This is a genomic window from Ruegeria atlantica, from assembly GCF_001458195.1.
GTDB lineage: Bacteria > Pseudomonadota > Alphaproteobacteria > Rhodobacterales > Rhodobacteraceae > Ruegeria > Ruegeria atlantica.
Genome location: NZ_CYPU01000070.1, coordinates 42,273 through 65,633 on the forward strand (window position 1 = coordinate 42,273; position 23,361 = coordinate 65,633).

Sequence of the window (23,361 nt, forward strand, 5' to 3'; positions counted from 1 at the left end):
TCTACCCCAGCTTTTTGGCTTTGCGCAGCAGCATGTCCCGTTTGACCTTGCTGAGCCGGTCGAAATACATCTTCCCGTTCAGATGGTCGATCTGGTGCTGTACGCTTGTGGCCTCGATCCCGACAAAGTCGCGGCGATCCACCATCCCCTGCTCATTCAGAAACTTGACCGTCACCGCGCGTGGGCGCTTCACCTTGGCCGAAACACCAGGCAGGTTCGGGCTCGCCTCATCATGTTCGCGCAATTCGATTGAGCTGTGCAGGATTTCAGGGTTGGCCAGACGCACAGCCTTACCCCGTTTGGTCGAGCCGTCCACCACAGCCAGCCGCAACATGACGCCGATCTGCGGCGCGGCAAGGCCAACACCGGGCATCGCTTCCATCGTGTCGATCATGTCGTCCCAGATGGCACGGATTTCATCGGTAATCTCGGCGACGTCCTCCGCCTTGGTGCGCAGGCGTTTATCGGGCCATGGCAGGCAGGTGCGAGCGGTCATGCGCGGGCTTGCTCGCGCTTTAGTTTCTGCATCTTTCGCGTGATCATCTGCCGTTTCAGCGGCTTGAGATAGTCGATGAACAGCTTGCCGTTCAAATGGTCGATCTCATGCTGAACACAGGTCGCCCACAGGCCGTCGAATGTTTCCTGTTGCAAGTTGCCATCCTGGTCGATCCACGTGACATCAACCACTTTGGGGCGCGTGACTTCGGCGAATTGCTCGGGGATCGACAGGCAGCCTTCCTCGTAGACATTGGTCTCATCGGACGAGGCGATGACCTCGGGGTTGAACATGATCAGCGGACGCGGGGCTTCGCCCTCTTCCTTAATGCAGTCCAACACGATCAACCGATCCAGCACGCCGATCTGAGGCGCGGCCAGACCAACGCCAGGCGCGTCATACATCGTCTCCAGCATGTCGTCGGCCAGCTTGCGCAGCTCGTCGCTGATATCTGCCACGGGCGCGCAGACCTTTTTCAGGCGGGGGTCGGGATGGATCAGGATATTACGTTTCATGGGGTTGATTTAGGCCATCCCGCACTGCACCGCAACGCCCCCCTTGCACCCGCTGGAATTGTAGCTAGCTTTCGTCCGGACAGATGGAGCAGACATGACTTTCAACGACCTGATCGACCGCCGGGGAACCAACAGTTCAAAATGGGATAAGATGGATCAAATCTACGGTGTGCCCCCGCAGGACGGGTTGGCCATGTGGACGGCAGACTCCGATTACCCAACAGCGCCTTGCGTGATTGATGCGGTTCGAAAAGCGGCAGACCATGGGGTCTTTGGGTATTCGTGGATTCACCCGGAATATCTGGCATCGATTCAGTGGTGGATGAAGAACCGCCATAGCTGGGACATCGACACCGATTGGGTGCTGACTTCACAGGGGTTAGGCAATGCGATCGCCCTGTCTTTGGATGTCTGGAGCGAACCCGGCGACGGCGTCGTAATCTTCAGCCCCGTCTACCATGAGTTTGCCCACAAGGTGAACAAATCGGGACGTCGCGTTGTCGAGTGCCCGCTAGTTCGCCAAGGCGAAACCTATGGCCTGGATCTGGACGACGCTCAGTCGCGCCTGGACGGGTCGGAAAAGCTGTTGCTGTGGTGCTCGCCGCAAAACCCCTCGGGCCGGGTGTGGACACCGGATGAATTGCGTGCCGTGGCCGCATTCGCCGAACGTAATGGGTTGATTTTGGTCTCGGATGAGATCCACCACGATCTGGTTTATCCTGGCAATACGTTCGTGCCGATGGATTTGGCTGCGCCGGATGCGCGGCCGTGGACCGTGACCCTGACTGCGGCGTCCAAGACATTTAACATCGCCGGTCAACGCACCGGTAACATGATCATTCCGGACCCCAAACTGCGCGCGGCCATGCGGCACCGCATTCAGACGCTGGACTATGACCCCAGCGCGTTGGGCGTGACGATGATAACTGCCGCCTATTCGCCCGAGGGTGCGGCATGGGTTGACGAACAGGTCGCGCATCTGGCGGGCAACTGCCAGGTCTTTGACGCAGCAATCGCCGAGATCCCTGGTCTGTGGTCCATGCCATTGCAGGCTACTTATCTGGCTTGGATAGAATTCTCAGGAACCGGCATGACCCATGAAGAGTTTGTCCGCCGCCTGCGCGAAGATGCCAAAATCGCAACGTCCTCAGGCCCCGGTTTCGGCGCAGGTGGTGAGACCTTCGAACGGTTTAACTTGGCCACTCAGCGTGCACGGGTCGAAGAGGCATGCGCCCGGCTAAAGCATGCATTTGCTGATTTGCAGTAAACGAGGCAGCCAACGGCGATGTCGTTGGCCCTGTCCTCAATCCTTGTGCCCAAGTAACGCAATCGGCGCGTCCGGCGCGCGGTAGAAATCCAGCGGAGCCTTGTCGGCTGCGGCCGTGCTGCGCTTGAACTCGTACCGCATTTCGCCTGCTTCATCCTCATCCGCGATGATTAGGCATTGGTACAAGTGACTGACACCATCATAGATATCCACAAGCCCGCGCAGTTGAGGCGTGGTTTCGGCTTCAACTGTAAATCCGCCTTTCCACAATCGAAGAATCTTGTAGGTATTGTCGCCAATTTCGACACGAAGGCGGCTGATCTTTTTCAATCCTGCGATTCGCGCCGCATCCAATTCGGCAGTAATTTCCTTTGAAACATAAGTACTCATAAAAATATCTCCCCCGGCAGTGTATTCTATTGTGAGGCGCAAATTGTAAAAATCCAGTGAACCTGATCACAGTCAGCGCCGGGATTTCAATTTGTTGCACAGAAATCCCAATCCTTCCTGTGCGTATGCGCAGGAAGGATGCGCGCGCCCTCGCATAGGAACGCCCCATGTACCCGCCTATGTTTGGCGCAGACGCTTTTCGGAGGGCATGAGCAATGGGCCTGTTGGTCGACGGTAAATGGCACGACACTTGGTATGACACCAAATCCACGGGCGGCGCGTTCAAACGCAGCGCCGCGCAGTTTCGCAATTGGCTGACGGCAGATGGCAGCGCCGGACCATCGGGCAAGGGTGGCTTCAACGCTGAAACCGACCGCTACCACCTCTATGTCAGCCTGGCCTGTCCATGGGCGCACCGCACTCTGATCTTCAGGGAACTGAAAGGTTTGAACAAGCACGTCTCAGTCTCGGTGGTACATCCCGACATGCTGGACAAAGGCTGGACCTTCGAGACTGATGACTACGGCGCAACCGGGGACACACTGTACGGTCTGGGCTTTGCTCACCAGATTTACACCAAGGCCGACCCGACATATTCGGGTCGTGTCACAGTGCCGATCCTGTGGGACAAGAAACAGCAGACGATCGTTTCGAACGAAAGCTCGGAAATCATCCGCATGTTCAACTCGGCCTTTGACGGGATTACCGGCAACGCCGACGATTATTGGCCCGAAGCGATGCGCGATGAGATCGAAGAGGTGAATGCGCGCATCTATTCCAACGTCAACAACGGCGTCTACAAATCCGGCTTTGCCACCAGCCAACAAGCTTATGACGCCGCCGTGGACCCGCTGTTTGAAACGCTGGACTGGTTAGAGGATCGTTTGGCTTCAAAACGTTATCTGATGGGTGATCGCCTGACCGAGGCTGACTGGCGGTTGTTCACGACGCTGATCCGGTTCGATCCCGTCTATCATCTGCATTTCAAATGCAACCGGCGGCGGCTGATCGATTACCCGAATCTTTGGGCTTATACGCGCGAGTTGTATCAATGGCCGGGCGTCGCTTCGACGGTGAACATGCATCACATCGTGCGCCACTATCACTATAGCCACGAAAGCATCAACCCGCATCGGATCATCCCGACCAACCCGGTTTTGGACTACATGGAACCGCACGGGCGCGGTCAGCGGCCCGCCGCGTAATGCTCGACCATCGCCGCCAGATCTTCTGGCGGCGTGCCGCTTTGCACATAAGCGCACGCGTTTGGACTGTGGGCAAAGATCGATCCGTCTGAAAAAAAGGTCGTGTTGGTAACAAAGATCACCCGCGCCTCGGGGCGGCGATAGCTGGCGAAATCAGCCACTGCCAATGCGCTGCCATTTTCCAGCACCAGATCCAACACGATGATATCGAAATCCGTGCCATACAACGCAAGGATCGCAGCCTCTTGTCCGGCAACAAGCGTCACTTGGGCGCCTTGCCGCTCCAGATATCTTTTCCAGACCCGACCAAGGTCGGGGTTACTCTCAACAATCAGTACATTCATTTGCAACAACCTCGGCACTTGGTAGAGTGTGCGGTGCCGACCCCCGTGGTTTGTGATCACGCTTATTCCTTAACAAAGTGTTAACGGTGCCGGTCAACCGGGCCGATCACGCGGATTTGCTTGTGCAAGCGGCAAAAATCCGCTTGAAGCACAACAAACGCCCAATTCTGACGAGAACACCGATGGCAGGCCCAAACTCAGATTTGAACCCCCGTGCCGCGCGCGACCATGGCGGCGGGCTGGACGGTGCTATCGCCCGGTTCGGCGGGGCACGCGACAATTGGCTGGACCTGTCCACCGGCATCAACCCACACCCGTATCCGGTGTCGGGACTGAACCCGTCGGATTGGGCCGCGCTGCCGGATCATGGCGCGTTCGAACGGCTGTCTGCCGCAGCACGCCAGTTCTGGTCTGTTCCCGAAGGTGCCGCGATTCTGCCCGCGCCCGGCGCATCAGCAGTAATCGCCCGCATGCCTGCCCTTGCGGAGACGGGTCGGGTTCAGATCACAGCACCTACCTACAACGAACACGCGGCAGCTTTCTCCGCGCAGGGTTGGACAGTTCAATCGAACGGTCCAGCCGAGGCCCGCGTCCTTGTGCACCCGAATAATCCGGATGGACGTATCTGGACCGTAGAGGACGCCGATGCTCCCCTGACCGTGATTGATGAGAGTTTTTGTGACGTTTGCCCTGACGCATCCCTAATTCATTTGGCCGAGCGGCCCGGTGTGATCGTGTTGAAAAGTTTCGGCAAGTTCTGGGGCTTGGCCGGGCTACGGCTGGGATTTGCAATTGGCCACCCTGACCTGATCACAAAGCTGAACGATTTGACCGGGCCGTGGTCTGTCTCTGGCCCTGCCCTTCGGATCGGGGAACGGGCGCTGCGGGACACGGACTGGGCCAAAGCAACCCGTCAGCAGTTGGCGGCAGCGACAGAACAGCTAGACCGGATCATGACCGGCAAGGGGGCAAAACTGGTCGGCGGCACCACGTTGTTCCGCCTTTATGACGTCGACGATGCCGCCGCTTGGCAGGCCAAGCTGGCCCGCTCCCATATCTGGAGCCGCATATTCCCCTACTCAAACACTTATCTGCGCCTTGGCTTGCCGCCTGCAGACGGATGGCGTCAGCTTGAGGCCGCGTTGTGAGCACAGCTTTTCTGCTGGTTTGCGCCATGTGTCTGGACGCGGCGCTTGGAGAGCCAGATTGGATCTGGTCGCGCATTCGTCATCCGGCAGTGATAATCGGCACTGTCATCGGCTGGTTGGACCTGCGCCTGAACCGCAGAACGAATAGGCGCTTGAAAGGCGTGGCCATCGTGCTGCTGCTGATCTTTGGCGCAGTGATTCTGGGCCGCACGCTGACCTTGTTTGGGCCGGTGATCGAAATCGTCCTTGCCGCAATTCTGCTGGCACAGAAGTCACTGGTGACCCATGTCCGCGATGTCGGTGACGGGCTGCGCACCTCCTTAACCGAGGGCCGCGCCAAAGTCGCCATGATCGTTTCGCGCGATACGCGGGACATGACCGAGGCGCAGGTCGCGCAATCTGCGATTGAGAGCGCTGCCGAAAATCTCAGCGACGGCGTAATTGCGCCCGCCTTCTGGTTTCTGGTCGCGGGCCTGCCGGGGTTGCTGATCTACAAGGCGGTCAACACCGCCGATAGCATGATCGGCTACCGGTCAGAAAAGTACCGCGACTTCGGCTGGGCCGCGGCGCGTCTGGACGATTTGTTGAACCTCATTCCCGCCCGTCTGACCTGCGTGATGATCGTGGCGCTGTCCGGTCAATGGGCGCGCTGGCCAGAAATGGTCGCGGATGCACGTCGCCATATCTCACCCAACGCCGGTTGGCCCGAGGCCGCGATGGCGCGCGCCTTAAACGTCGCCCTTGCCGGGCCGCGCAGCTATGACGGACAGGTCCGCGATCTGGCCTGGGTCAACGGTGATGCGCCACGTAACATCGGCGCGCCGGAGATTTTCCGCGCATGTGACATGCTATGGCGGGTTTGGGGGCTTGCGCTGGGGCTCGTGTCGGTGTGGGTTGGGGTCAGCTTTATTTTCTGACGGACCCTAAAATGCGTTTACTCTCGGGCATCATTGCCGCCACCCTGCTCGCCTCTCCCGCCCTGGCCCAATGTGGCGGCGGGTTCAATTCCTTTGTGAAGGGTCTGAAGGCCGAGGCCGTTCAGCAAGGGTTCGATAAATCCACCGTGAACAGCTTTTTCAAAGGTGTTCAGCAGGACAGCGCGGTTCTAAAGGCGGATCGGGCGCAAGGCGTGTTCCAAATACCGTTCATCGATTTTTCCCGCCGCCTGATCTCGCAGAACCGGATAGATCGCGGCAAATCCATGTCTCGCAAATACGCTGCAGTGTTTGACCGGATTGAGCGGGAATATGGCGTGTCGCGCGGTGTACTGCTGGCATTCTGGGCGTTCGAGACCGACTATGGCGCGGTACAAGGTGACTTCAACACCCGCAACGCTCTGGTCACTCTGGCGCATGACTGCCGCCGACCTGAGTTGTTCCGACCACAGGTTTTTGCAGCCATCGAGCTCTACAGCCAAGGGGATTTTGACCCCAACCGTACAACCGGTGCCTGGGCAGGTGAGATCGGTATGGTGCAGATGTTGCCCCGCGACATTCTGGAAAATGGCGTGGACGGGGATGGCAACGGCAAGGTCTCATTAAAAACCTCGGCCCCGGATGCGCTGATGTCGGGCGGCAAGATGCTGTCGCATCTGGGCTGGCGTCCGGGTGAACCATGGCTGCAGGAGGTGACTGTTCCCGCCCAGATGGACTGGTCCCTGTCCGGCCGCGGCAAGTCGCGGTCCGTATCAGAGTGGCAGGCGATGGGCGTTCAGGCGCGCAGCGGATCATTGGCCAACCTGCCCGCATCGCTGATCCTGCCGCAGGGTCGCAACGGCCCTGCATTTTTGGCCTACCCAAACTTTGACGTCTATTTCGAATGGAACCAGAGCTTTGTTTATGTCCTGACCGCCGCCTATTTCGGTACGCGGTTGGAGGGCGGCCAAATCTATGACGCAGGTTCCCCGCCACAAGGCCTGTCGGGCGCGCAGATGAAGCAATTGCAGACCAAGCTTCAAGCGCGTGGGTATAATGTGGGCAAGATCGACGGCATTCTGGGCGCGGGTACTCGGGCTGCCGTTCAGGCCGAACAGGCACGGCTGGGGTTGCCCGCGGATGCGTGGCCAACAGCTGATTTGCTCAACCAGTTATGAGCCCCGATGCGTCCCGCACAGACGGGACGCATCCGGACGCAACACCACAGAGTTATGCAACCTCGGCGTGGTGATGCGGCGCTTTTCGTTCAAACGTGTGTGAAGTCAACGCCTTTCCCCGCGTTTCAATCGCCGTATTGGCAGGGATTTCAGTCCATTCGCCGCTATTCGCGTCCAAGGGTTCGGACGAAACAATGAACCCATCCTCACACGCCTTGTAGTGGAGGCTTGGGGCAAAGCGGTCCGAGGCATATCGGGCGGCAAAAAGGCGATCGCCGTCCGACCAACAAGCGGCAAAGCGAAGATATGGCATCGTACCCCGGCGTCGTGACAGGTCTTCGACACGTTGGACTGCCCGCTCCATGGCGCCGATCGGATCGACATCCAGACCTTCGCCATGGGCAATCAGGAAAATCGCTTCGCTTTCGGTTGCGCCAAGCCGGTGGCTGTAGAGGTCAGGTGGGATCATCCCGTCCAGCTCCTGCCGGATACGGTCATGCCCTCCGGCCTGCCCATTATGCATAAAACTCCATTTTCCAACACCAAACGGGTGGCAGTTGTTCCGCGAGGTTGCGGTACCCGTTGATGCCCGCACATGGGCCAGAAAGAGATGCGACCGGGTGTGATGCGTAAGCTGTTTCAGGTTGGCATCCGACCAGGCGGGGTTAGTGTCCTTGTAAAAACAAGGCGTCTCACGTTCGGAATACCAGGCAAGGCCAAATCCGTCTGCATTGATCGGCGTCTTACCGATCAGAGCATTTCGGCTCTGAATTACAAGCGATTGCTCTTGGTTCAGAACCAATTCATCTAGATAACGCTTTGCGCCTGCCCAAGCCAGAAATCGGCACATCTGTTAGCCCCATTGAGTATGAATTTTTCAGATCATACCACCGGCTCAGATAAGAAAACCCACCATTCTTCTCGGGCATTCGGTATTGTTTCGATCAAATGACAACGCAAAACGCGAATCTCAAATCAACTAATGCCCTACTTGGATCCGATGCCTGATCGTCGAAGCGGCTACCAAACTCATTCAGGCCGGACCGGGTATCGGTCGCCTTTCTCGTCAATCAAAACTAGGCGCTTACCGCTGCGTACATAGAGATCGCAGCGGCTGAACCCGTTACGATACGCGATGCAGACACTGCCGTCGTCGGCAATGGAATATGTCCCAAACGCGGAATCCCCGCTGGCGTAGGTAAAGGAATAAGCCCCACCAGCCGAAAACTTGGACTGTCCGTCGTCATAGAAGGTCAGCGTTCGCCCCGCGAGGGCGTCCAGCTCGGCAGATGAAAGCGGGACATCTCCGGGTTTTGTTGGCCATTCCACCGCCACAACCGGGCTGGCAGCCAACAAGGCAAAGATCAGATATCGGGTCATGCTGCCACCTTAACCCGCCACGCAGCGATTGAGGCATAACGTTGCAGTGAACGATCAGGCGACCATCTGTTCGGCCTTTTTCAGATCGACCGAAACCAACTGGCTGACGCCCTGTTCCTGCATGGTCACGCCAAACAGCCGGTCCATCCGCGCCATGGTCACCGCGTGGTGGGTGATGATCAGGAAACGAGTGTCCGTCTGGCGGCACATTTCGTCCAGCAGGTCGCAGAAACGGGTAACGTTGGCGTCATCCAGTGGCGCGTCGACCTCATCCAGCACACAGATCGGCGCGGGGTTGGCGAGGAAGACGCCAAAGATCAGCGCGGTCGCCGTCAAGGTCTGCTCGCCGCCCGAAAGCAGGCTGAGAGTGGATAGCTTCTTGCCCGGTGGCTGGCACATGATTTCCAGCCCGGCATCCAGCGGATCGTCGCTTTCGACCATGACCAGATTGGCCTCACCGCCACCAAACAGGTGCTTGAACAGCATGGCAAAGTTCGAATTCACCTGCTCAAACGCGGTCAAAAGACGCTCACGGCCTTCCCGGTTAAGGCTGGCAATCCCACTGCGCAGGGCCTTGATCGCTTCTTCCAGATCAGCCTTTTCGGTGTTCAGCGTATCGAACTCTTCCTGAACTTCCTTGGCGTCTTCTTCGGCCCGCAGGTTCACCGCACCCATCGCGTCTCGCTGGCGCTTGTGGCGGTTTACTTCGGCCTCCAGCGCGTCGGCTGCAGGCATCTGGTCGGGGTTCACATCCAGTTGGTTCAGCAACTGGTTCGGCGTCAACTGCTGATCTTCAGCGATCCGCTCAGCAGCTGCCACGACGCTTTCTTTGGCTGCGTCACAGCGCGCCTCAGCCGCTGCACGGGATTCGCGGGCTTCAGACGCCAAACGTTCAGCTTCTCGCTCGGCCAGCACGACTTCGCGCTGCTGCGTCTCAGCCTCGGCAAGCTTGTCGGCGGCCTCGGCACGCCGGGCCTCGGCTGTCTCGATCAACTCGTTCAGTTCTTCGCGGGCTTCGGCGATCTCACCCGGGGCGGCCATCGCCTCAGACAGTTCTTCCTCAGAGCTTTCCTTGCGTTCGACCAATTCCGCGATACGTTTTTCTGCTGAATCCAGCCGGTGCCGCCAGCCACTGAGGTCCTTCGTCACTTCCTGGGCCCGCCGGGTTCGTGCCTCGCCTTCACGGCGCAGCTCATCATGGGATGAGCGATGGGTCAGCATGGTGATCCGCGCGGCCTCAACCGTCTGTTTGATATCCTCGACCTGCACGCGCGCGCTGTCGACGTCACCCAGGCCGGCCAGAGCGCCTTCGGCCTCGCGCAGTTGCGCGCGGGCAGACATGGCATCATCCTTGTGTCTGTCAACGGCAAGGGTAAGCGTTTCCAGTCTGCCCTGCGCCAGATTGCGGTCAGCCTCGGCCCGGCTCAGCCCGCGCGCGGATTCCGCCATCCGCTGATCAGCAGCGCGGCGGGCTTCACGTGCGCGGCGGTCTGCCTCGGTGACATCCGCCAGTTGCTGCGACAGCGCCTCATGTGCCGCGCAGGCACCATCAGCCTGCGCTTCGGCGCGGGTAAGCTCCTGTTTCAGAGCTTCAAGCTTGTTGAGCTGCTCCAACCGCAAGGCTGCAGCGCTTGGCGCATCTTCGGCCCATGCCCGGAACCCGTCCCAACGCCACAAGTCACCCGAACGTGACACCAGACGCTGCCCCGGCTTTAATGAGGCTTGCAGCCGCGCGCCCTGATCCGCATCAACCAATCCGATCTGAGCAATCCGGCGGCTCAGGCGGTCTGGGCCCGAGACATGCAACGCCAATGGTTCTGCCCCATCGGGCAGGGGCTGATCTGCATCGTAGCCTGACACCTGCACCCAGCCGGATGGTCCATCGGCATCGACCAACGGTGTACGCAGGTCGTCAGCCAGTGCCGCCCCCAGCGCCTTTTCATAGCCGGGCTCGACCCGCAGCAGATCCAAGACCTGCCCGCCTTCGGCGGTATCCCGTTCGACCAGCTTGGCCAAGGCGGATGTCTCGGCGCGGATCGCGCCCAGTTCACCCTCGGCCTCAGACCGCTGAGCGCGTGCTTCGGCTTCTCTCGCTTGCGTTTCATTGCGCAGCTCGTCCGCTGCGGCCAGCGCTTCGTCGGCGGCCTCAGCGGCCTCGCGCGCTTCTTCCTCACCCACTTGCGCTTCCTCAAACGCTTCACTGGCGCGGGTCAAAGCATTGCGGGCGCCGTCTACCGCAGCACGGGCTTTCTCTTCTTCGCCTTCGGACCGGGTCAGCGTCTTGCGGCTGTCTTCGACCAAACGCTGAGCCGACTGGTGACGCGCCACAAGACGCGCCACATCTTCGGTTTCCTGCGACAGGTGATCTTCTCGATCTTGCAGCACGGATGCGGCTTCGCGCGCGATCTCGGCGGCCTCAGCCACTTTGTCGTCATGCCCATCTGCCGCTTTGGCCAGTTCGCGCGCTTCCCATTCCAGGCGCTCAATCATCTGGCCCGCGTCCCGGTTCAGGCCGGTTTCGCGTTCGATATCGTTGGCCAATTGCTGAATTCGGTTGGTCAGCGTCTCGATCGTCTGACGCGCACGGGTTTCCTGATCAGCCAGTTGGTCGCGCTGTACCTGCTGTCGTTGCAAGACGGCGGCGGCGATTGCCTCTTCCTCGCGCAGAGGCGGCAGAGTTTCCTCGATTTCAGACCGCTTGGCGCTGGCGGCGCGGGCTTCGGCCTCCGCGCGCGAGGCTTCGGTGATCCGCTCGCGCAAGACGTCTTCGGCCTGTTGGCGGGCCATGTCAGCCTCTTTCCAGCGGCGATAGAGCAGCATGCCTTCAGCCTGCCGTAGTTGCTCCCCAATCTCACGGTACCGCGCCGCCTGACGCGCCTGCCGCGCAAGCTGCGCCAATTGGGTGCCAAGCTGTTCGAGAACGTCATCCACACGGGTCAGGTTGGATTCGGTGCCCTTCAGCTTAAGCTCCGCCTCATGGCGGCGCTGATAAAGGCCCGAGATACCGGCCGCCTCTTCCAGAATGCGGCGACGCGCGCGGGGCTTGGCGTTGATCAGCTCGGCAATGCGGTTCTGCCCCACCAGTGCAGGTGAATGCGCGCCGGTAGAGGCATCGGCAAATAGCATCTGGACATCGCGCGCCCGAACATCTTTGCCGTTGGTCTTGTAAGCGCTGCCGACATCGCGGGTGATGCGGCGCACAATTTCCAACTGATCGCTGTCATTGAACCCCGAAGGCGCCAAACGTTCCGAGTTATCCATCGTCAGGACAACTTCGGCAAAGTTGCGGGCCGGACGCGTTGCGGCCCCAGCAAAGATCACATCCTCCATCGCGCCACCGCGCATGGATTTGGGGCGGTTTTCACCCATTACCCAACGTAACGCTTCCAGAAGATTGGACTTGCCGCAACCATTCGGGCCCACCACACCGGTCAACCCATCCGCGATAATCAGATCGGTCGGGTCAACAAAGCTTTTGAAGCCGGTGAGTTTAAGTTTGCTGAACCGCAAAGGCCGCTCGTCCCATGATTCCTATATCTGGAAGTCTGCGCAACCCATTGGGGGTGAGTCAACGGAGTAACGCAGGATATGGGATTTCACGCCAAGTTATCCACAATATCTTGCCAAAATACGCAAAAAAGCGCGTATCTCAGTAAGGAGCGCACTCAAAAACCTGATAGCCATAGTCTTCATAGTAGCCATAGTCGGTGCATTCATAGGGACGGCGAAGAAGGCTGCCGAAAATCAGCTTTTCCCCCAATTCCCGGTCACAACCTAGAATGCCCACGGTGACCGCAGCGTCGCCCAGAACATGCAACAACGGGCAACCCGACACCTGTGCCATAGCCAGTGCTGCCCGGTCGCGAATGGGGCCAAGGCGCGGAGCATATTGAGAGTTGATGCGTACGGCCTCGGCCAGTTGATCGCGGACCCGCACATCAAATACACTGCCGTTCACCGCCACACGGGTCGCAGGCACATCGCGAAAGTGGGGCGTGCCGGCCGAGCAAGCGGCCAGCACTAGAAGGGACAGATACCGGATCATACCCCAGCAATGCGCCATCAAGGTTAACAAAACCTTTCCGCCGGGCAGGCGCGCAGAACCTCGCCCAATCGCCGAATACCTACGCGGATTGTATCCTCATCCGAGTTCGAGAAACTCAACCGGATTGTGTTGGTTCCGCTGCCGTCCGGGAAAAAGGCTCCACCCGGGACAAAGGCGACTTTGACCGTGTCCAGCGCCCGGGCCAACAGTTCGGCCCCGTTTGTACCGACCGGCAATGTCAACCACACGAACATGCCACCTTCCGGCTTGGTCCACTGCACGCCATCGGGCATATGGTCCTCCAACGCCTGCAACATGGCGTCGCGGCGAGCACCGTAGACACGACGCAGCATCGGGATATGCGTGTTGAAACAAGCCCGTGCCACCTGGTCAATGGCCATCTGGTTGATGGTTGCCGAATGCAGATCGGCAGCCTGTTTCATCAACACCAATTGAGAAATCACTGGCTTTGCCGCCACGACCCAACCAACCCGCAACCCCGGAGACAAGGTTTTCGAAAAGCTTCCACAATAGATCGTGCGGCAATCCTCAATCGACCCTTTGCGCGCCAATTCCAGTGCCAGAACCGAGGGGATGGCATCCCCGTCATAACGCAGGGCCTGATAGGCGCCATCCTCGATCACCGCACAGTTCAACTCATCTGCCAGATCCAGCAGCGCTTCTCGCCCCCGCAGATCCACGGTTTCGCCTGTCGGGTTGGCGAAATCAGGCGAGAGATAGGCAAATTTGACCGCGCCTTCGCCCGCTGACGCCGCGTATTCTGCCGCGCCCCGGTTGCCATTGATGCTGAGTCGGTCAAAACGTGGTTCATAGGCATTGAATGCGGCCAATGCGCCCAGGTAGGTCGGCCATCCGACCAGCGCAGTATCACCCGGCGACAGATAGAGTTTACCCAGATAATCCAGTGCCTGCTGCGAGCCTGATGTGATCAGGATGTTCTCAAGCCCGCATTCCACTCCGATTGAACGCATGTGGTCGACGAGCCATTCCCGCAGCGGGACGTAACCTTCGCTGACGGAATATTGTAGCGCCTGAGCCTGCTGGTCAGGCCCCAACGCAGCTTGAAAGGCGGCCGCGAACCCTTCGGCTGGAAACAACGCGGGATCGGGGATGCCGCCTGCAAAAGAGATGATCCCCGACTGATCCAACAGCTTTAACAATTCGCGTATCTCAGACGCTTTCATCCGGGATGCCCGCGTGGCGAACAATTCGTGCGTAGACATGAGTCTCCTCCGCTCTCAGTCACGGCCAGCGTAGAGAGGAACATCAAAAAGTCAACAATACTGACCTAATATTTTAGACCACGTGACCCCGCATTCTTGAACCTCGCCGCCATCCGTGGTCATATCATTTGACCAATTTCCGGAATGACGCCCGCATGCCATTTCAAAAAGTTCAGACCGAAAAGCTTTCAATCGCGGTAGTTCGCCAGATTGAACTGCTGATACTGCGCGGCATACTGCGCCCCGGCGAACGTCTGCCCGCCGAACGCGAATTGGCCGAGCGGCTGGGCGTATCCCGGCCGTCCCTGCGCGACGCGATCGCGGACCTGCAAAGCCAAGGGTTGCTGACAGCAAAAGCAGGATCCGGGATCTATGTGGCCGAGGTTCTGGGCTCAGCCTTCTCCCCGGCGCTGATCCGGCTGTTCGGCAGCCATGACGAGGCGGTGTTCGATTACCTCTCGTTCCGGCGCGACATGGAAGGGTTGGCGGCCGAACGCGCGGCCCGGTTAGGGTCGGACAGCGACCTGAAGGTGGTACAGACGATTTTTGCAAAGATGGAAGCCGCCCATACCAGCAATGCGACCGAAGATGAGGCGCAGCTGGACGCGCAATTCCACATGGCTATCATCGAGGCCAGCCATAATGTGGTCATGTTACATATGATGCGGTCAATGTTCGATCTGTTGCGGCAAGGCGTGTTCTATAACCGCCAGATGATGTTCCAGCAGCAAACTACGCGCGAGGCCATCCTGGACCAGCACCGCGCCATCAACACCGCGCTTCAGGCACGCGACCCGGCCGCTGCCCGTGCCGCTGTCGACATGCACTTAACCTATGTCGAACAATGTCTTTGGGACGGGAAGAAGGCCGAACGCAACGAAGACATCGCCAAACAAAAATTGATGCACGAGGCCGAAGATTAGGCGGGCGTCAACGCTCTGATATTGCGCCAAATCCATACTCAGTGCTATCAGCGATCTCTTCATAGAGCGCCTGATATTGGCCAGCGACCACAGCCTCTGCAAAGCTGTCCACGGCATGTTGCCGGGCAGTACCTGACATGGCCAACCCGGTTTCATTGTGGCGATTCTGGAGGATCGAGATAACACCTCGTGCGAGGTCTTCTGCCTCGAATGGGCGCGCCAAATACCCCAGGCTTTGATTTGGAACCAGATCCGACAGCCCACTGGTTTTGAAACCTGCGACCGGAACGCCACAGCACATGGCCTCGACACCTGTATATCCCAGCACTTCGCGCCGGGATGGCAACACAAAGACATCTGCAGCCGAATAAATGCGCTTCAGCACCCGGTTATCGCTAATCCGCCCCATGAAATGGATCGGATAAGGAAATTCGGCATCGATCTTGTCGCTACCAAATACAACTGCCTGAACATCAGGAACGGCGGAATGCACCCGTCGCATAGCTTCGACAAGGTGGGCAAAGCCTTTGTTGGGATCCTGAGTCGCTTGGACGGCACCAAACAATACCAGCGGAGCGTCCTGAGGCAGCGACAGATCAGCGCGCGCCTGGGCTTTTTCGACAGGTGCCCAGAAATCGGTATCGATTGCGTTGGGGATCACGGTGACAGGCCAATCGCGCATCAACGCACTTTGCCGAACACAGTCAGCCAGCCAATTGCTGGGGCAAACGATCTGAAAAGGTTTTTTCCAATGCGCGGCTTTTCTTTTCCAGACCCAGCGGTTCAGGTCAAACCCACTGAATTCGGATGACACGTAACCATCACGCCATCTGTCCAGCTCGCTCACATGTTCGGCCCCGGAGAACGGCCACATGTCATGAAACGTCCAGACCACGGGATGTTTCACCGCCCCGATCTCGGCAATCGAAATCATGTCGGAATTCACCCAATGCAAATTCAAAATTTGCGACGGTTGGCTGTTCAGATACGCGGCCAGACCCGAGCTTGCCAGACCAAGAGACGCCAACCCGTTGACCTGAGTTCTTGCATATTTCTTTCGCAGATGACGTGCGTACTCACGCTGGCAAAGCCGCTTTAGTGTTTTCCGCGGCGCGAATTTTGTGATCCGATCCTCGTCCGGGCCATCGACGACGGTCATGTGCGAATTCGTCCCTTTGGACAGCAAGGCAAGATGCAGCCTGTGGGCAGCGATGGCGGCACCTCCGCCAGAATAGCTATGGCTAATATGGTTTACGCGCATTGGAACAAATTTCGTGAGGATGTCCGACGTACAAACGTCAGAGCCTTTGGATTGTCGTCGCCAACTGACATCCCCATTTTCAAATGACGCCAATTAACCAAGAAGTTTAGCCCCCAGCCTTCTGATCTTGCGTCTTAAACGGGTCAAACGATCCGGTCTATAGCTGAAATGCGCCCGCAGCGCCTCGAGCGCGACCTTGTCTTCGGTGACATCGTCGGGAAGTGGCAGGTCAAAGTCATGGCAGAGATCTTTTGGCTTAACCTCGTCCACTGGTCCGCAATGGGTACCAGACCCGTCCAGGCCGATATTCTCGGCAAAAGACCTGCAAGGCGACAGACAAAGGCCATCCTGCCCGAAAATCGTTGCGTACCAGAAAATCGCCCAGGTCCGAATGTCACCGCGCAAATTGCCTTGTACCTGACCCCATAAATCCTCGGCCCCGCTCAGGTTGAACCGATGAATGTCATCATCGGAAAACTGCTGAACCAGTTTTTTCGGGTCGCGTTCGAAATGCTGCCAGCGGTCGGCCCAGCTGGCCCATCCCCAACAGCTCATGAAGCGCCAGAAAACCGCACCACGCCGATCCAACAAGGGAGGAAGGTCTTCGTTGAATCCTGCGATATGCCAGACCCGCGGGTCATCTTGGTATCGATCCAGCGCGCGGTTCATGTAGGTGAGAAACGCGGACGAGGTCACAATGTCATCTTCTACAACAATCGCCCTGCCATAAGTTTGCATCGTCGCGGTAACGCCTTCCTGAATCGACTGGGCCAACCCGGCGTTAGCATCACGTGCGCGCAATGTAAGGGTGGCAAAGCCTGTCTGCGCTTCAATCACTTTGCGGGTTTCCGCAACCGGGATAACATCATCTGCCGAACGCGGCCCATCTAGATAAGCAATTACATCGGTGCGCGCAGCCAAAGGCGACGCAGCAAGCGCCCGCAAAGTCCGCTCAGTGTGATCGGGTCGGTTGAAAGCGAACAGACAGACCGGTGCTGGATCGGCAATCGCAGGTGCTGTGTCAATCATAGCAACTCTCCGTCAGGTTTCGCGCAGGGTATTTCACGCCAAAAACATCGCCAAGAGCAGTTCCCTAAGAAAAGAAACCCGAAAGCGTTCAGCCTTCGGGTCACTCTTTGTCGAAACGGCGTTGGAAGCTATCAATGCAGCTTGTCACCAACATCCGCGATGGCCGCGTCGATCAGCTTGTTCGCCTGTGCCGCGGTCATTTGCTTGGCCAGAACCGCGTTGGCAGCCGATACCGCAACGGTGATAGCCTGATCGCGGACTTCCTTGACAGCTGACGCCTCAGCCGAAGCGATCTGGTCCTTAGCTGCTGCCAGACGGCGGGCGATGGATTTCTCCAAATCGACCTTTGCCTGTTCTGCCGCCAGAATAGCGTCTTCCTTGGCTGCAGCCACGATGGCATCCGCTTGGGTCTGCACTTCACGCTGCTTGCGCTCGTACGAGGCCAACAGGCTGCGTGCCTCATCATGCAGGGCGCGGGCTTCGTCCAGTTCGGACTTGATGCCGTCGGCGCGATTGTCCAGCGCGCCACCAATCATGCCCGGAACCTTGAAATAGAACAGGACCGCGATGAAAACGATGAAGCCCAGAGTGACCACAAAGTCGGTGTTGCCAAGCGAGAAGAACGGGCCGCTTGCAGCCAGCGCGGGGCTGGCGGCGCCGACGGTCAGGATAAGGGCAAGAGTATTCCGCATGTCACTTATCCTTTCGTCTGCGCGTCAATTGCACTGTCGATGGCTTTGGCATCTGCCTCGCCGCCCAGTGCTGTAACCAGTTCAGCTGCCGTATCCTTGGCAACCACTTGAATGCTTTCCAGCGCGCCGGCACGAATATCGGCAATTGCCTTTTCCGATTCAGCCGCCTTTGCAGCGATTTCCAAGTCTGCCTTGGCAATCGCGTCATCCAGACCAGACTGAATTTCAGCGCGGGCTTCCGCTGCGATACGCTGTGCCTCAGAACGGGCATCGGCCAGCGCCTTGTTATAGGCCTCTTCAGCCTCGACCGCTTTGGCCTTCAGATCTTCGGCCGCAGCCAGGTCATTTGTAATGGTCCCCTGACGTTCCGCCAGGATTGCCGCGATGCGGGGCAAGGCCACGCGAGACAGGACCAGAAAGATGACGACCAGCGTGATGACCAGCCAGAAAATCTGGTTGGGAAACCAATCGAAGCAGAGCTGCGGCATACCGATGGCCGAGCCGTAGGCGTCGACGCAGGTGCCAGCTACTTCTTTGGCAAGGGGTTCAGTCGCCATGATGTCCTCCGTCGGAACGTTGTCTTTACAACAGGTGGGCCGCTATGGCTTGGGCCCACCTGCGCGTAAGGATCAGGTTCCGCAGATTAGACGGCGAACATCAGCAGCAGCGAGACCAGGAATGCGAAGATCCCCAGGGCTTCTGCGAATGCGATACCGATGAACAGGGTTGCGGTCTGCGAAGCAGCCGCCGAAGGGTTGCGCAGGGCGCCGGCCAGGAAGTTGCCTGCTACGTTGCCCACCCCGATTGCGGCTGCGCCGGAACCGATTGCTGCCAGGCCTGCGCCGATGTGTGCGAGATCGCCTTCCATGATGTTTCTCCTTACGAATTGGAAGTTTCGATGTTTGGGTATCGGACCTTAGTGCGAAGGATGCAGCGCATCTTTCAGGTAAACACAGGTCAGAATGGTGAAGACGTAGGCCTGAATAAAGGACACGAGGACCTCGAGGCCGTACATTGCGGTGATCGCCAGAACGGACACCGGTGAGATCACGGCAATCGCGGCAAAGCCTGCGAAAACCTTGATAACCGCGTGGCCTGCCATGACGTTACCGGCAAGACGAATGGAGTGGCTGACCGGACGCACGAAGTACGAGATCAGCTCGATGATCGCCAGGACAGGGCGCAGTGCCAGCGGTGCGCTGGACACCCAGAACAGACCCAGGAAGCTTGCGCCGTTCTTGACGAAACCCAGAACGGTTACGGTCAGGAACACAGCCAGCGCCAGCGGGATGGTCACGGCGAAATGCGATGTGGTGGTGAAAGACATGGGCAACATGCCCAGGAAGTTCGCGCAGACGATGAACATGAACAGGGTCATGACATAGGGGAAGTACTTCACGCCTTCCTTGCCGCAAATGTCTTCCAGCATCTTGTAGATGAAGCCATAGGCCAACTCAGCAACAGACTGCATCCGGGTCGGAACAATGGCGCGTTTCGAGGTACTGAGAACCAGCAGGGCAAAGATCGCCGCAATAGCCAGAAACAACCACAGAGTCACGTTGGTCGGCGTGTACCACGCAATCGCACCGTCACCGAAAAGCGGTTTAACGATGAACTGATCCATCGGATGGAAAACCAGGCTGCTGCCTTCTGCTGCGGTGGTCTCAGTTGCCACGTTCAGTCCCTCTCGTCCTTATCGGCCGCCTCAGCAGCCGCTTGTTTCTCCTGAACCTCTTTCGCGCTGCGGAGCATAACCTTCACGCCCGCGACAAGGCCCAGCAATGTGAACAGCACCAGGAAGATCGGGATTGTCCCGAGCAGGCTGTCCAGCCCGTATCCGATGCCAAATCCGATCCCAAGACCGGAAACCATTTCGATGACCATCCTCCAGGCAAGCTCGCCCCCGGACACGTCAGCATCCGCACGAGGCTTTGGCGCTTTGGCCTTTTTCGCCGCTGTGATCTTGGCCTCCAGCTGCGCCATACGCTGCTTTTGGTCATCATCGGTCACGGGCAATTCCCTCGCACAGTCTTGGGTAGGGTGCTAAGGGGCGCAAGGCACAGAGTCAACGGTGTTAAATGTCCGACTTGCCGCAGGTTAAGTAATTGATTTTATGCAATTTATTCATGAAGTTGAAGCGCCATTAAGATGTCCCGATCCATCGGCGCGCGTAAAAACCCCTCAATTCGTATATTCAACCAAATGGTTGACCAAAACCGGGCGCTGTGATTGAGCGATAGCATGTCCAATGACCTCGATACCGTTTTCGCGGCCCTCGCCGACCCGACCCGCCGCGCCATCCTTGCGATGCTGCTTGAGGATGACATGGCCGTCACCGACGTCGCCGACCCGTTCGAGATGTCGCTGGCCGCGATCTCGAAACATCTGATCATCCTGACCAAGGCCGGGTTGATCAGCCAGGAAAAGCGCGGGCGGGTGAAGTGGTGTAAGCTGGAACCGGATGCGCTGCGCGCGGCATCCGTCTGGATGCAGGGGTTCGGTCAGTTCGAACCGGTCAATCTGGATGCGTTTGAACGATTTCTGGAAGTCGAACTACCAGCAACAGACGATCCCTAGACCTATCTGACGACAAACACCGATACTTTGGCATGCTTGGCCAGATATCCGGCATGGCTGGAAAAGATGTGGTCCGTGATGCGCGGTGCGTGCGTCCCAACGACGATTAGGTCGGCCCCAATCTCTTCAGCGGCGCGGGTCAAATCACCGTCGACCTCTGCAGCTACATCTACCGAGTGGATGTTGCGCGCTGAAACCTCGGAGCCACTCTGCTCAGTAAGTTGATCCACAATGGCTTGCAGCTCGGTGCTGATCTTCGCGTCTGAATGCGTGACGTCGCCCGGCTGGGTTCCGGTCACGCTGACGATTGTGATCCGGGCGTTTTGCCATCTCGCCATTTGCGCAGCGACATCCAGAGCTTTACGAATTTCCGGTGGCAGATGAATATCGACCGGGATCATAATGTGACTAAACATGGCATCTTCCTCCTGCCGCCGATGTTAGCGGGCTCAGGAATAGAGTACTTTGATCTGTCTCATGTAGATGACTCCGACCATTTCATTCGGTTTGGCCGGTTCCCAGCTAGCCTTCCTGACTATACTCGACGCCGATGATCACACCCGTTGCATCCGCAAGACACAACCACGGTGCCTGAGCGCCAGTGACCTCAATTGTTGTGATTGTTCCAGTCGGCACGGACTCGGTCGAAACCGCGTTGACGTCAGCGGCCTGAACACCAGTCTCAGCCGACACGAGTGCCTCACAACTGCCTTGAAGGTCGGTCTCCGACGACCCCTGCCCCCCTCCTTGCGTACAGGCGGATAACATCGCACCGACGACAAATAGAATAGCTTGCTTCATCATTCCCTCCAGGATGGTTCATCAGACCCGAGGGTTGTTAGATTACGGCCAAATGGCAAGGGTCATTCCGAGATCGGTGCAGTGTCTTTCGCAGGTTGCTCTTCGCTTTTGAGCAGCAGAACCAGCGCGATCGCGGTTAAAACGACACCAACCAGCACCATGACAGTTGGCGCAGGCCGCCCAAGCGCGATTTCCCACAGGATCACCCAGCTGGGGATCAGATAAGTGTAGGCCATAACCTTGGCCGACGGCAGGCGTAGCGCTGCAAACTGGACCAGAACGAAACTGGAGGCCGTTGCGAAGATAGAAAGATACAGCAGACTGACCCAGACGATCAGCGGCAGGTTCGCCCAATCGGTTGCACGGATGTCTGACCAGCCGACAATCGTCAGGATCACGCAGCCAGCAACCAGTGTTCCAAATGTAAAGACTACCGCGGGCTCACCCCGGTTCAGTTTGCGCACCATCGGCGTGTAGATTGCATGCGCCATGCAGCCCCAGAAAAAGATGATCTCTCCGCCACCGATCTCGAATGCACGAAAGGACTGCCAATCGGCGCGAAAGATAACCCACAAAGCCCCGGTAGCCCCCACCGTCAGGGCAAAAGCCATACGCGGAGTGGTGATCTGGCGCAGCAGAACCCATCCGGCGACCGCAGACATGACCGGCGTCAGGGTGAATACCGCAGATGTGCTGACCGGGTCGGCGGTTTTTAGGCCGTAAAACATAAGAACAAAGTAAGTGGCAAACAGCCCGCCCAAAACGGCGTATCGCCACGGCGCTTGCGCAGCGCTGCGCGGCAAACCGGTGGTGGCTAACGCGGCAATGCCGATGATGACGGCCGCAATCAGAAACCGTCCGGCTGTAATCGCCAACGGCGCAATCTGGTTGGCCACAATCGATCCCAACGAGAAACTACCCGCCACCAGCAGAGTGAATGTGATCATTGCCAAATGACCACGCCCCTGCGGTGTCACGAGAGCCAACCTTTGGACTCTTTCTTAAGGAACGATAGGAAGGCCTGCACTTTGGTCGTGCGGTGCAGATCGACATGGGTCACCAGCCAAAGTTTGCCGAACCATTCGGGCAATGGCTCAATAACTTCGACCAGTTCCGGATCGCGCGATGCCTCCCATCGTGCCATGAAACCAATCCCGGCCCCGGCTAGAACCGCCTCGCGCAAGCAGAAATTGTTGGTACAGCGGAATGCGATGGCCTCGGCCGGGACAGTGGCACGCAACCATTTGGAAAACGGAGCGCGGCTGTTTTCATCGTCCGTGCCGACAAACAAGTGGTCTGCAAATTCGTCAATGCTCGCTGGTTTGCCTCGGCGCTCGATATATGACTTGCTGGCAAACAAGCCGACCTCCTGTTCGATAAACGGCTGCACAACATTGTCGGGTTGGTCCGGGGCGGCACCCGCACGGATGGCCACATGCGCCTCGCCGTATTCCAGGCGGAACAGGCGGTCCCCGGTGAGGTAACGCACGATCAGGCCCGGATGCATTGATTGGAACTCGGACAGGGCAGGAACGACCAAGGGCGCCAGCGAGGCCAGAGACGTCACAACCAATTCGCCCGACACATCATCGCCACGCCCTTTCATTCTGCCCACCAACTGATTGAACTGATCTTCGGTGGCCTGAGCCACGCGCAGAAGGTCCTCTCCGGCATCGGTTGGGGTATAGCCACGCGCGTGGCGCTGAAACAGTTTGACGCCCAGCCGCGCCTCGATCGCGTCGATATGGCGGATCACGGTGGCATGGTGCACGCCCAAGATTTCGGCCGCGCCGCTGACAGTGCCCATCCGAGCGACCTGATAGGCGGTTTTGACTTCGTCCCAATTATCCATGCTCAAGCCCACTGTGCAAATTCCAACAATACCTGTTGGTATATCCGCGCTTCGTTCGCTGACGCAACACTCATATTGGAACCGGAAACAGTTACCCCGC

At 58.3% G+C, this 23,361-nt stretch carries 27 protein-coding genes; 7 read left to right on the forward strand and 20 right to left on the reverse strand.

The window, feature by feature from the left end:
• Window position 1: 1 nt before the first annotated feature.
• Window positions 2-496, reverse strand: coding sequence for a peptide deformylase (gene def, locus RUA4292_RS18635; RefSeq protein WP_058278957.1), 495 nt, complete (start codon window positions 494-496; stop codon window positions 2-4).
• Complete coding sequence (gene def / locus RUA4292_RS18640) at window positions 493-1,011, reverse strand: peptide deformylase (protein WP_058278958.1); 519 nt, start codon at window positions 1,009-1,011, stop codon at window positions 493-495. Before def (RUA4292_RS18640) ends, def (RUA4292_RS18635) begins: the two co-directional genes overlap by 4 nt.
• Before the next feature lie 94 nt (window positions 1,012-1,105).
• Here def (RUA4292_RS18640) and RUA4292_RS18645 point away from each other — a divergent pair, with 94 nt between their 5' ends.
• Entirely contained in the window at window positions 1,106-2,278 is a 1,173-nt protein-coding gene (locus RUA4292_RS18645) for a MalY/PatB family protein (RefSeq protein ID WP_058278959.1), read from the forward strand.
• A 36-nt stretch (window positions 2,279-2,314) separates the two neighbouring features.
• Here RUA4292_RS18645 and RUA4292_RS18650 read toward each other — a convergent pair whose 3' ends face one another.
• Window positions 2,315-2,668: a hypothetical protein gene (locus RUA4292_RS18650; protein ID WP_058278960.1), complete on the reverse strand. Its 354-nt coding sequence runs from the start codon at window positions 2,666-2,668 to the stop codon at window positions 2,315-2,317.
• A gap of 215 nt (window positions 2,669-2,883) precedes the next feature.
• Here RUA4292_RS18650 and RUA4292_RS18655 point away from each other — a divergent pair, with 215 nt between their 5' ends.
• On the forward strand, window positions 2,884-3,873 hold the full coding sequence (locus RUA4292_RS18655; RefSeq protein ID WP_058278961.1) for a glutathione S-transferase family protein: 990 nt from the start codon (window positions 2,884-2,886) through the stop codon (window positions 3,871-3,873).
• On the opposite strand, the gene RUA4292_RS18660 is transcribed toward RUA4292_RS18655, so the two are convergent.
• On the reverse strand, window positions 3,855-4,217 hold the full coding sequence (locus RUA4292_RS18660) for a response regulator transcription factor (RefSeq protein ID WP_058278962.1): 363 nt from the start codon (window positions 4,215-4,217) through the stop codon (window positions 3,855-3,857). The genes RUA4292_RS18655 and RUA4292_RS18660 overlap by 19 nt on opposite strands.
• 182 nt (window positions 4,218-4,399) lie before the next feature.
• Here RUA4292_RS18660 and cobD point away from each other — a divergent pair, with 182 nt between their 5' ends.
• From cobD to RUA4292_RS18675, 3 genes are read left to right on the forward strand one after another with little or no spacing between them, the layout of a single operon-like run.
• Window positions 4,400-5,365 carry a threonine-phosphate decarboxylase CobD gene (gene cobD / locus RUA4292_RS18665; RefSeq protein ID WP_058279047.1) on the forward strand — a complete coding sequence of 322 codons (966 nt, stop codon included), beginning with the start codon at window positions 4,400-4,402 and terminating at the stop codon, window positions 5,363-5,365.
• Window positions 5,362-6,282 (forward strand): adenosylcobinamide-phosphate synthase CbiB, encoded by a 921-nt coding sequence (gene cbiB / locus RUA4292_RS18670; RefSeq protein ID WP_058278963.1) that lies wholly within the window; start codon window positions 5,362-5,364, stop codon window positions 6,280-6,282. The genes cobD and cbiB overlap by 4 nt, the downstream gene beginning before the upstream one ends.
• An 11-nt stretch (window positions 6,283-6,293) precedes the next feature.
• Complete coding sequence (locus tag RUA4292_RS18675; RefSeq protein ID WP_058278964.1) at window positions 6,294-7,457, forward strand: lytic murein transglycosylase; 1,164 nt, start codon at window positions 6,294-6,296, stop codon at window positions 7,455-7,457.
• A 52-nt stretch (window positions 7,458-7,509) separates the two neighbouring features.
• Here RUA4292_RS18675 and RUA4292_RS18680 read toward each other — a convergent pair whose 3' ends face one another.
• The 5 genes from RUA4292_RS18680 to RUA4292_RS18700 form a co-directional block, all read right to left on the reverse strand.
• On the reverse strand, window positions 7,510-8,307 hold the full coding sequence (locus RUA4292_RS18680) for a class II glutamine amidotransferase (RefSeq protein WP_058278965.1): 798 nt from the start codon (window positions 8,305-8,307) through the stop codon (window positions 7,510-7,512).
• Between the two features lie 179 nt (window positions 8,308-8,486).
• Window positions 8,487-8,837 carry a hypothetical protein gene (locus RUA4292_RS18685; RefSeq protein WP_058278966.1) on the reverse strand — a complete coding sequence of 117 codons (351 nt, stop codon included), beginning with the start codon at window positions 8,835-8,837 and terminating at the stop codon, window positions 8,487-8,489.
• Between the two features lie 54 nt (window positions 8,838-8,891).
• Complete coding sequence (locus RUA4292_RS18690; RefSeq protein ID WP_058278967.1) at window positions 8,892-12,347, reverse strand: chromosome segregation SMC family protein; 3,456 nt, start codon at window positions 12,345-12,347, stop codon at window positions 8,892-8,894.
• Window positions 12,348-12,486: 139 nt separating this feature from the next.
• Window positions 12,487-12,882, reverse strand: a complete 396-nt coding sequence (locus tag RUA4292_RS18695; RefSeq protein ID WP_058278968.1) for a hypothetical protein — start codon at window positions 12,880-12,882, stop codon at window positions 12,487-12,489.
• 23 nt (window positions 12,883-12,905) lie between these two features.
• The gene (locus tag RUA4292_RS18700; RefSeq protein ID WP_058278969.1) at window positions 12,906-14,126 is read right to left on the reverse strand and encodes an aminotransferase-like domain-containing protein; all 1,221 of its coding nucleotides are present in this window, start codon (window positions 14,124-14,126) and stop codon (window positions 12,906-12,908) included.
• 155 nt (window positions 14,127-14,281) lie between these two features.
• On the opposite strand from RUA4292_RS18700, the gene RUA4292_RS18705 reads away from it, so the two are divergent.
• Window positions 14,282-15,049: an FCD domain-containing protein gene (locus RUA4292_RS18705; protein ID WP_058278970.1), complete on the forward strand. Its 768-nt coding sequence runs from the start codon at window positions 14,282-14,284 to the stop codon at window positions 15,047-15,049.
• A 7-nt stretch (window positions 15,050-15,056) separates the two neighbouring features.
• Here the strand turns inward: RUA4292_RS18705 and RUA4292_RS18710 are convergent, their stop codons facing one another.
• The 7 genes from RUA4292_RS18710 to RUA4292_RS18740 form a co-directional block, all read right to left on the reverse strand.
• Window positions 15,057-16,310 carry a glycosyltransferase gene (locus RUA4292_RS18710; RefSeq protein WP_058278971.1) on the reverse strand — a complete coding sequence of 418 codons (1,254 nt, stop codon included), beginning with the start codon at window positions 16,308-16,310 and terminating at the stop codon, window positions 15,057-15,059.
• A 93-nt stretch (window positions 16,311-16,403) separates the two neighbouring features.
• Window positions 16,404-17,339, reverse strand: coding sequence for a hypothetical protein (locus RUA4292_RS18715; protein ID WP_058278972.1), 936 nt, complete (start codon window positions 17,337-17,339; stop codon window positions 16,404-16,406).
• Window positions 17,340-17,470: 131 nt separating this feature from the next.
• Entirely contained in the window at window positions 17,471-18,031 is a 561-nt protein-coding gene (locus RUA4292_RS18720; RefSeq protein ID WP_058278973.1) for a F0F1 ATP synthase subunit B, read from the reverse strand.
• A gap of 5 nt (window positions 18,032-18,036) precedes the next feature.
• Window positions 18,037-18,588 (reverse strand): F0F1 ATP synthase subunit B', encoded by a 552-nt coding sequence (locus RUA4292_RS18725; RefSeq protein ID WP_058278974.1) that lies wholly within the window; start codon window positions 18,586-18,588, stop codon window positions 18,037-18,039.
• Between the two features lie 86 nt (window positions 18,589-18,674).
• A complete protein-coding gene (locus tag RUA4292_RS18730) occupies window positions 18,675-18,899 on the reverse strand; it encodes a F0F1 ATP synthase subunit C (RefSeq protein ID WP_005981269.1) in 225 nt (74 codons plus the stop codon).
• A gap of 48 nt (window positions 18,900-18,947) precedes the next feature.
• Window positions 18,948-19,706 (reverse strand): F0F1 ATP synthase subunit A, encoded by a 759-nt coding sequence (locus tag RUA4292_RS18735; RefSeq protein ID WP_058278975.1) that lies wholly within the window; start codon window positions 19,704-19,706, stop codon window positions 18,948-18,950.
• A 2-nt stretch (window positions 19,707-19,708) separates the two neighbouring features.
• Window positions 19,709-20,041: an AtpZ/AtpI family protein gene (locus RUA4292_RS18740; RefSeq protein ID WP_058273313.1), complete on the reverse strand. Its 333-nt coding sequence runs from the start codon at window positions 20,039-20,041 to the stop codon at window positions 19,709-19,711.
• Window positions 20,042-20,272: 231 nt separating this feature from the next.
• Between RUA4292_RS18740 and RUA4292_RS18745 the strand changes: the two genes are divergently transcribed.
• The gene (locus RUA4292_RS18745) at window positions 20,273-20,608 is read left to right on the forward strand and encodes an ArsR/SmtB family transcription factor (protein WP_058273314.1); all 336 of its coding nucleotides are present in this window, start codon (window positions 20,273-20,275) and stop codon (window positions 20,606-20,608) included.
• 2 nt (window positions 20,609-20,610) lie between these two features.
• Here RUA4292_RS18745 and RUA4292_RS18750 read toward each other — a convergent pair whose 3' ends face one another.
• From RUA4292_RS18750 to RUA4292_RS18765, 4 genes are all read right to left on the reverse strand, one after another.
• Window positions 20,611-21,024 (reverse strand): universal stress protein, encoded by a 414-nt coding sequence (locus tag RUA4292_RS18750; protein ID WP_058278976.1) that lies wholly within the window; start codon window positions 21,022-21,024, stop codon window positions 20,611-20,613.
• Between the two features lie 106 nt (window positions 21,025-21,130).
• A complete protein-coding gene (locus RUA4292_RS18755) occupies window positions 21,131-21,409 on the reverse strand; it encodes a hypothetical protein (RefSeq protein ID WP_058278977.1) in 279 nt (92 codons plus the stop codon).
• A 62-nt stretch (window positions 21,410-21,471) separates the two neighbouring features.
• Window positions 21,472-22,386 (reverse strand): DMT family transporter, encoded by a 915-nt coding sequence (locus RUA4292_RS18760; RefSeq protein WP_058278978.1) that lies wholly within the window; start codon window positions 22,384-22,386, stop codon window positions 21,472-21,474.
• Window positions 22,383-23,261, reverse strand: a complete 879-nt coding sequence (locus RUA4292_RS18765) for a LysR family transcriptional regulator (protein WP_058273318.1) — start codon at window positions 23,259-23,261, stop codon at window positions 22,383-22,385. The genes RUA4292_RS18760 and RUA4292_RS18765 overlap by 4 nt, the downstream gene beginning before the upstream one ends.
• Window positions 23,262-23,361: the final 100 nt, after the last annotated feature.